General features: G+C 64.2%; 9 protein-coding genes. 4 read left to right on the top strand and 5 right to left on the bottom strand.

The genetic code is table 11. The features are described 5' to 3' along the window. The first annotated feature begins 232 nt into the window (after window positions 1-232). On the top strand, window positions 233-709 hold the full coding sequence (locus B1A78_RS08595; protein WP_077146553.1) for an Hsp20 family protein: 477 nt from the start codon (window positions 233-235) through the stop codon (window positions 707-709). Window positions 710-813: 104 nt separating this feature from the next. Here the strand turns inward: B1A78_RS08595 and B1A78_RS08590 are convergent, their stop codons facing one another. After that, window positions 814-1,083 carry an usg protein gene (locus B1A78_RS08590; RefSeq protein WP_077146552.1) on the bottom strand — a complete coding sequence of 90 codons (270 nt, stop codon included), beginning with the start codon at window positions 1,081-1,083 and terminating at the stop codon, window positions 814-816. Beyond that, window positions 1,080-1,307, bottom strand: coding sequence for a hypothetical protein (locus B1A78_RS08585; RefSeq protein WP_077146551.1), 228 nt, complete (start codon window positions 1,305-1,307; stop codon window positions 1,080-1,082). Before B1A78_RS08585 ends, B1A78_RS08590 begins: the two co-directional genes overlap by 4 nt. Before the next feature lie 261 nt (window positions 1,308-1,568). Here B1A78_RS08585 and groES point away from each other — a divergent pair, with 261 nt between their 5' ends. From groES to B1A78_RS08570, 3 genes are all read left to right on the top strand, one after another. Next, window positions 1,569-1,883 carry a co-chaperone GroES gene (groES, locus tag B1A78_RS08580; RefSeq protein WP_077146550.1) on the top strand — a complete coding sequence of 105 codons (315 nt, stop codon included), beginning with the start codon at window positions 1,569-1,571 and terminating at the stop codon, window positions 1,881-1,883. Between the two features lie 44 nt (window positions 1,884-1,927). Then, window positions 1,928-3,547, top strand: coding sequence for a chaperonin GroEL (gene groL / locus B1A78_RS08575; RefSeq protein WP_077146549.1), 1,620 nt, complete (start codon window positions 1,928-1,930; stop codon window positions 3,545-3,547). 191 nt (window positions 3,548-3,738) lie between these two features. Next, complete coding sequence (locus B1A78_RS08570; RefSeq protein ID WP_077146548.1) at window positions 3,739-4,560, top strand: hypothetical protein; 822 nt, start codon at window positions 3,739-3,741, stop codon at window positions 4,558-4,560. A 49-nt stretch (window positions 4,561-4,609) separates the two neighbouring features. Here B1A78_RS08570 and B1A78_RS08565 read toward each other — a convergent pair whose 3' ends face one another. From B1A78_RS08565 to B1A78_RS08555, 3 genes are all read right to left on the bottom strand, one after another. Beyond that, complete coding sequence (locus tag B1A78_RS08565) at window positions 4,610-5,182, bottom strand: lipocalin family protein (protein ID WP_077146547.1); 573 nt, start codon at window positions 5,180-5,182, stop codon at window positions 4,610-4,612. 86 nt (window positions 5,183-5,268) lie between these two features. Continuing rightward, entirely contained in the window at window positions 5,269-5,994 is a 726-nt protein-coding gene (locus tag B1A78_RS08560; protein ID WP_077146546.1) for an SDR family NAD(P)-dependent oxidoreductase, read from the bottom strand. A 113-nt stretch (window positions 5,995-6,107) separates the two neighbouring features. After that, window positions 6,108-6,695 carry a PAS domain-containing protein gene (locus B1A78_RS08555; protein ID WP_077146545.1) on the bottom strand — a complete coding sequence of 196 codons (588 nt, stop codon included), beginning with the start codon at window positions 6,693-6,695 and terminating at the stop codon, window positions 6,108-6,110. Between the last annotated feature and the right edge of the window lie 150 nt (window positions 6,696-6,845).

The following is a 6,845-nucleotide window of genomic DNA, read 5'->3' as shown; positions in this document are numbered from 1 at the left end:
CCTGACCCGCCACGGAGCCGCTCAGCGCGGCTCCGCATCGCGCTCACGGTCAGATTACCGAGCGCCGCGACGAACTGCCCCCACTTAACGAACACGGGTCTTGAAACCCGAAAATGGCTACCTAGTTTTTTTCCAGATGCCGGATTGTCCGGGTCTGCAGGACATGGAGAGCGCCGGCTCTGTGTACCGGCGCATCTCATGCCCGAATTGCTTCAATCAGGAGGATTTGGAAATGAGAACCGACTTTGACTTCACCCCCTACCGCCGCTCGACGGTGGGTTTCGACCATCTCTTCGACCTGCTCGAGAAGGGGCAGCGCAGCGAGACGTCCGATGGCTATCCCGCCTTCGACATTGTGCGCGAGGCCGACGACCGCTTCCGCATCACGCTCGCGGTCCCGGGCTTCAAACCCGACGAGATCGAGATCGTGGCGCAGCAGAACCAGCTGACCGTCACGGGCAAGCCTGCCGAAGACGACACGAAGCGCACCTATCTCCATCGCGGTATCGCGCGTCGCCCCTTCGAACGCCGCTTCCAGCTCGCCGATTATATCGAGGTCGGCGCCGCGAGCTTTGCCGAAGGACTGCTCGCGATCGAGCTCAACCGCGTCATTCCCGAGGCGATGAAACCGCGCAAGATCGAGATCGGCAGCGGCAGCGAGCCGCGCCGGATCGGATCGTCGAAAGACAAGGCGCTCGAAAACGCCTGACATGCTGCGGGGCCGCTGTTTGGCAGCGGCCCCGCATTCTTGTCATCTCCAGAGAAGCTGTCCGGCTAACCCGCCGGGCAGGCAAAAACGCCCTCGCCTCCCGCTCAGTCGATTGCGCGGATAATATCGGCCGCGCGCCACTCGGCAGGGCCGATCAGCGCATCATGCGCGATCCGGACCGAGTGGAGCGCGGCTTCGAGCTGACGCCGCCACATCGCCAGAAAATCGAACAGCACCGGAAAGTCCGGCGGAAGGTCATAATCCTGCCAGACGTACAGCTGGAGCAGCGAGGGATGATCGAGCCGGTAATAATGGATCTCGGCGGTGGTCAGTCCATAACCGTCCAGCTGCGCGAGTAGCGCGCGGTCGGTCATGGCGCGCGCGCCTCGCCGCCATCGAGCGAGCGGAGCGCCGCGAGCACATCGTCGACCGGCACCGCACTGCGTGCGCCCGGCGGCTTGCGCAAGGCAGGCTTGTTGCGGACCGCCGAGCGGTCCGATGCCCAGGATGCAAGAAGGGCGCGCTTCACCTCGGGCTCGAGGCTCGGGTGACGCGCCACGTCGAAGGGGTGAAGAAAACGGGAAAATGGCTCGGACATGATCGTGCCTCCTTCCTTGTCGCCAATCCTTTCTCGTCGTGCGGCGAGGTGCCGCAAGAACAGATTTTGGGAGCGCAGCGAGTCGAGTCAAGAGGGACCAGCCCGTTGATAACGGGCATTTGTTTCAGGCCAGAGCCGTTATCAAAAAAATTCTCGCCGACCCTCTTGAAGCGAAAAATATCGCTTCCTAGCTCATCGGCGCCGCGCGTCCCGGACAGGCGCGCCGGCTTATCATATCGTTATGCAACATGGAGGTTATGCATGCATTTCCGTCCCTTGCACGACCGTGTGGTCGTACGCCGCATCGAAGCCGAGGAGAAGACCTCGGGCGGCATCATCATCCCCGACACCGCCAAGGAAAAGCCGCAGGAGGGCGAAGTCGTCGCCGTTGGTCCGGGCGCCCGCGCCGAAGACGGCACGGTCACCGCGCTCGACGTTCAGGCCGGCGACCGCATCCTGTTCGGCAAATGGTCGGGCACCGAGGTCCGTATCGATGGCGAGGATTTGCTCATCATGAAGGAGAGCGACATTCTCGGCGTCATCGAGCAGGCCGAGGCACTCAGGCAGGCGGCGTAACGCCAATTCATCAACACTGAAAGGACAGCAAGAAGGAGGTCAAAATGGCTGCCAAGGAAGTGAAATTTGCGTCGGACGCGCGTGATCGCATGCTGCGCGGCGTGGATACGCTTGCGAATGCAGTGAAGGTCACGCTGGGCCCGAAGGGCCGCAATGTCGTGATCGACAAAAGCTTCGGCGCGCCGCGCATCACCAAGGACGGCGTGACCGTTGCCAAGGAAATCGAGCTTGCCGACAAGTTCGAGAATATGGGCGCGCAGATGCTCCGCGAGGTCGCATCGAAGCAGAATGACAAGGCCGGCGACGGCACCACAACCGCGACCGTGCTCGCGCAAGCGATCGTCCGCGAAGGCTCGAAGGCGGTCGCCGCGGGGATGAACCCGATGGACGTCAAGCGCGGCATCGATCTCGCGGTGACCACCGTCGTCGAGGACCTCAAGGCCCACGCCAAGTCGGTCGAGGCGAACAGCGAGATCGCGCAGGTCGCGACGATCTCGGCCAATGGCGACGAAGAGGTCGGCAAGATCCTCGCCGAGGCGATGGAGACGGTCGGCAACGAGGGCGTGATCACGGTCGAGGAAGCGAAGAGCCTCGCGACCGAGCTTGAGACGGTCGAGGGCATGCAGTTCGATCGCGGCTATTTGAGTCCCTATTTCATAACCAACGCCGAGAAGCTCAAGGTCGAACTCGACGATCCGTACATCCTCATCCACGAGAAGAAGCTGTCGAACCTGCAGGCGATGCTGCCGCTGCTCGAAAGCGTCGTGCAGTCGGGTCGGCCGTTGCTCATCATCGCCGAGGATGTCGAGGGCGACGCGCTCGCGACGCTCGTCGTCAATCGCCTGCGCGGGGGGCTCAAGGTCGCCGCCGTCAAGGCGCCCGGCTTTGGCGACCGCCGCAAGGCGATGCTCGAGGACATCGCGGTGCTCACCGGCGGTAATGTCGTCAGCGAGGAACTCGGCATCAAGCTCGAGAGCGTCACGATCAACATGCTCGGGCGCGCCAAGAAGGTCGTCATCGACAAGGATAATACGACGATCGTCGACGGCGTCGGTTCGAAGTCGGATATCGACGCCCGCGTAGCGCAGATCCGCCAGCAGATCGAGACGACGACGAGCGACTATGACCGAGAGAAGCTGCAGGAGCGGCTCGCCAAACTCGCGGGCGGCGTCGCGGTGATCCGCGTCGGCGGCGCGACCGAGGTCGAGGTCAAGGAGAAGAAGGACCGCGTCGACGACGCGCTCCACGCGACGCGCGCGGCGGTGGAAGAAGGCATTCTTCCAGGCGGCGGCATCGCGCTGCTCCGTTCGCTGAAGGCTCTCGAGGGCCTCAAGGCCGCGAACGACGACCAGCAGTCGGGCATCGACATCGTCCGCCGCGCGCTCCGCGCACCGGCGCGCCAGATCGCCGATAATGCCGGCGAGGATGGCGCATGGATCGTCGGCAAGCTGCTCGAGAGCGAGGAGTATAGCTGGGGCTTCAACGCGGCCACCGGCGAATATCAGGACCTCGTCAAGGCGGGCGTGATCGACCCCGCCAAGGTCGTCCGAACCGCGCTGCAGGATGCGGCGTCGGTCGCCTCGCTCCTGATCACGACCGAAGCGCTCGTTGCCGAGTTGCCGAAGGAAGAGAAGTCCGCGCCGATGCCGGCAATGGACTTCTGACGATCGGAGGGCGGCGGGCTTCCGCCGCCCTCACCACGCGGCCGCTGGCCAAGGGTGCCATCTCTGCGGCACCCCTGTCTCCGCATTGCAGAAATATCTGGCGCCCAGCGAAGGCGCGATGCATCTTTTCGCCGAACGCAAAAGATCAGGGGGACCAAATGTCAGTCATGCATCGCATTTCATTGGCTCTTGTGGGGCTCGGCGCCATAACCGCCGCGCCCGCGCATGCGGCGGCGAACCTGCCGATCGCACCCGGGCTCTACGCCGAAGATTTCGAGGGGTGCACGAAGGCGACTGGGATTTTCTTCTACGACGGGACCAACTTCGGCAACGTCAACCAGGGCGCACCGGGGTACAAGGCTTATGCCAAGGTCAACCCTATTACCCGCACCGGCCCGGCACCCGGAAGCGCCGAGACCAGCCGGTACTACAAGGGCTATACGCTGGCCTGGTCGGCTGAAGACACGGGGCTTTATGGAAGCCTCGCCGTGAAAGCCGGCGCGCAGGGCAAATTCATGAAGCGCACCGTCAGCTTTCTGAACGGGAGCGGCGGCACCGAGGTTGACGATGGCGCGTTCACCAAATGCAATTTCAGCCAGTTGTCGCCGCAGATGCAGGCGGCAATCCGGACCGCGCGGCCACAGCTGGCCGAGGGCAACGCGGCGGCAGCTCCCGCACCGGCCGCGATGCCCGCGCCCGTCGCACCCTTCAACGTCCGCCCGGGTCACTACGCGCCCGTTGCGGCCGCATGCGGTTCTGCCCGCGAGCTTCTCTTCTATTATGACGGCAAGCGCGCCGGCTGGGTCGACATGCAGCCGTTCAATCCCGCCCGCATGAATGCAGTCGCCAGCGCCAAGCGGCGCGGTGCCGGATGGATCACGGATGCGGCCACCGGCGAGACGCTACGGGTGCTCGGGATCGAGCGCATTGCTGTCGGCGACCCGGAGTTCGGCGAAGAGACGCTGCGCTGGTGTCCGGCCGACCAGGTTCGTCAAACCGCGCGGCCGCGGTAGCTCGACCTGCCGCAGGTCCGCACAGTCCCTTCGGCTTCGACCCCCGACACTATACCGCTGTAGGAGGCTGCTGCGTCCTGCGCACGAGCGACCAGTCATATCCGAGCTCTCGCACCCGCGTCTCGAGGTGCCGCAGCAAGGTCTGTGTCGGCCACATATCGCGCGTGAGGACCCAGAGATAGCGTCCGGTCGGCTCTCCGACGATCGACCATTCATAATCCTCGCCATGATCGAGGACCCAGTAATTGCCGTAGAAAGGACCGAAGAAGGACACTTTGAGCTTCGCGCCGCGCGCCTTGTCGATAAGCTTCGCCGTGCCGACCGAACGCCGATGGCGGCCATGCACGCCGCCCGATCGCGCCTGGTTGACGACCCTGATCGTGCCGTCACCCGTCAGCGAGTAATCGGCGGTCACCGCCTCCATGTCTTTCTGGAACGAGGCTTCATAGCGAAATTGCTCGTACCAGCGGCCAAGATACCGGTCGAGGTCGACGGCCTTGGCAGGCTGAGGGACGGACGGGTTGCCGACTGGTCCGGGGCGCGGCACATATTTCCAGGCCGCCCACAGGGCGGGCAAGGCTGCGGCCGTGACAGCCGCCGCGGCGATGGCGGCTTTTCTCATCCTATTCTCCGATACTTCATCCTTGCGCTTACGCCCCAAGCGCCTGTTTGTTGCCGGCGGGCCAGCGCCACGCGGGCCGGCGTTCATCAAAAGCTGATCCGGCTGCCATCCCAGCCAAAGAAGCCGCCACTGTCTGCGGGGGTCAGGCGCCCGATTACCTCGAGCAGGTTCGACGCACTTATCGCGGGGGTGAACAGCGATCCGGCCCGCACGTTGCGCTGAAAAGGGCTCGAAAGGCGCGTATCGACGGTGCCCGGGTGGAGCGCGACGACAAGCGCCTCCGGATTGCGGCGCTGCGCCTCGATCGCAAAGCAGCGAATGAACGCATTGAGCGCGGCCTTCGAAGCGCGATAGCTGTGCCATCCGCCGAGGCGATTGTCTTCGATCGACCCGACGCGAGCGGACAGAAAGGCCATGACCGCTCGCCCCCGAGACGGGAGCAGCGGGAGGAAATGCTTGGCGACGAGCGCCGGCCCGATACTGTTGACGGCGAACATTTCCGCCATCACCTGCGCATTGAGGGCACGCGCGCTCTTCTCGGGTTGCAGCCCGGCACCGCGATGCAGCAGGCCGGTTGCAACGAGCAGCAGATCGAGCGGACCGGCCCGCGCCACTTCCGTTGCCGCAGCGGCAAGGCTCGCTTCGCAGAGGATATCGATCAGGAGCGGCTCGACGCCATTTTGACCGCTCGCGGAGCCGTCGCGGCTTGCCGCATAGATGCAGTCATGACTGCCCGAATGCACGAGTGCATCGACCAGCGCCCGACCGATGCCTCCGGTGCTTCCCACCACCAGCGCGCGTCTTTCGGTCATGGTTCGCTCCGATCTGCCGGCCCGGGATATCGACGGGCGCAGCGTCACGTCATAGGGCCGCCCGCGGCCGCTTCCATATGGCATAAGGGGCAAAAAGCGGGTCTCGCTGTCCGCTAGAGTCCAGCCTCGACGGCCAGCCGGATCGCGTCGGCAGTCGTCTCGACACCGAGCGCCCGCAGCAGAGCGGCGCGGTGCATCTTGACCGTACGCTCGGACAGCGAAAGCGCAAAGGCGATCTGCTTGTTGAGCTGCCCGCCAGCCATGTGCTGCAGAATCTCGCGCTGCCGCGGCGAGAGCGCGTCAACCAGCGACCGGGCCCGATGGCCCCTGCTCCTTCCCGGCTCGTCTGCTCCGTCCACCTCCATCTGCGAGCCGAGGAAATATTCGAGCGTGCCGTCGGTCCCGAAAATCGGGGCAACCAGCACGGCGTTGCGAAACGGACTGCCGTCTTTTCGATAATTGAGAATCTCGACGAGTGCCGGCCGCCGCTCGCGGACTGCGGCGCGAAGTGTCTCGGTAAGGTCCGGCTCGGTCCCAGGGCCCGCGAGAAACCGGCAATTGCGTCCGACGATCTCGCTTTCATCATATCCGGTCAGCATCTCGAAAGCGCTATTGCACTCGACGATCGGATTATCCGGGAGCCTCGGATCGCTGATCACGGCGGCGATCGGACTCGCCGCGATCATGGATTTCAATGACATGGAAGCTGCCTGCCTTACGTCGAAAACTGCCCGAAGGGACATGTTGCGACACTTGCCTGCCCTCATGCAAGCCTCGCGTCCAGTCGATGCCGCTTCGAGATCATCCGCCATGTCCGTTTCGTTACCTTCTCGCATTGCCGACCGAAATGC

The sequence above is a fragment of the Sphingopyxis sp. KK2 genome (assembly GCF_001990265.1).
Classification (GTDB): domain Bacteria; phylum Pseudomonadota; class Alphaproteobacteria; order Sphingomonadales; family Sphingomonadaceae; genus Sphingopyxis.
The sequence above is the reverse complement of the archived record's forward strand: the minus strand, read 5'-3'. Positions and strand labels throughout refer to the sequence as shown.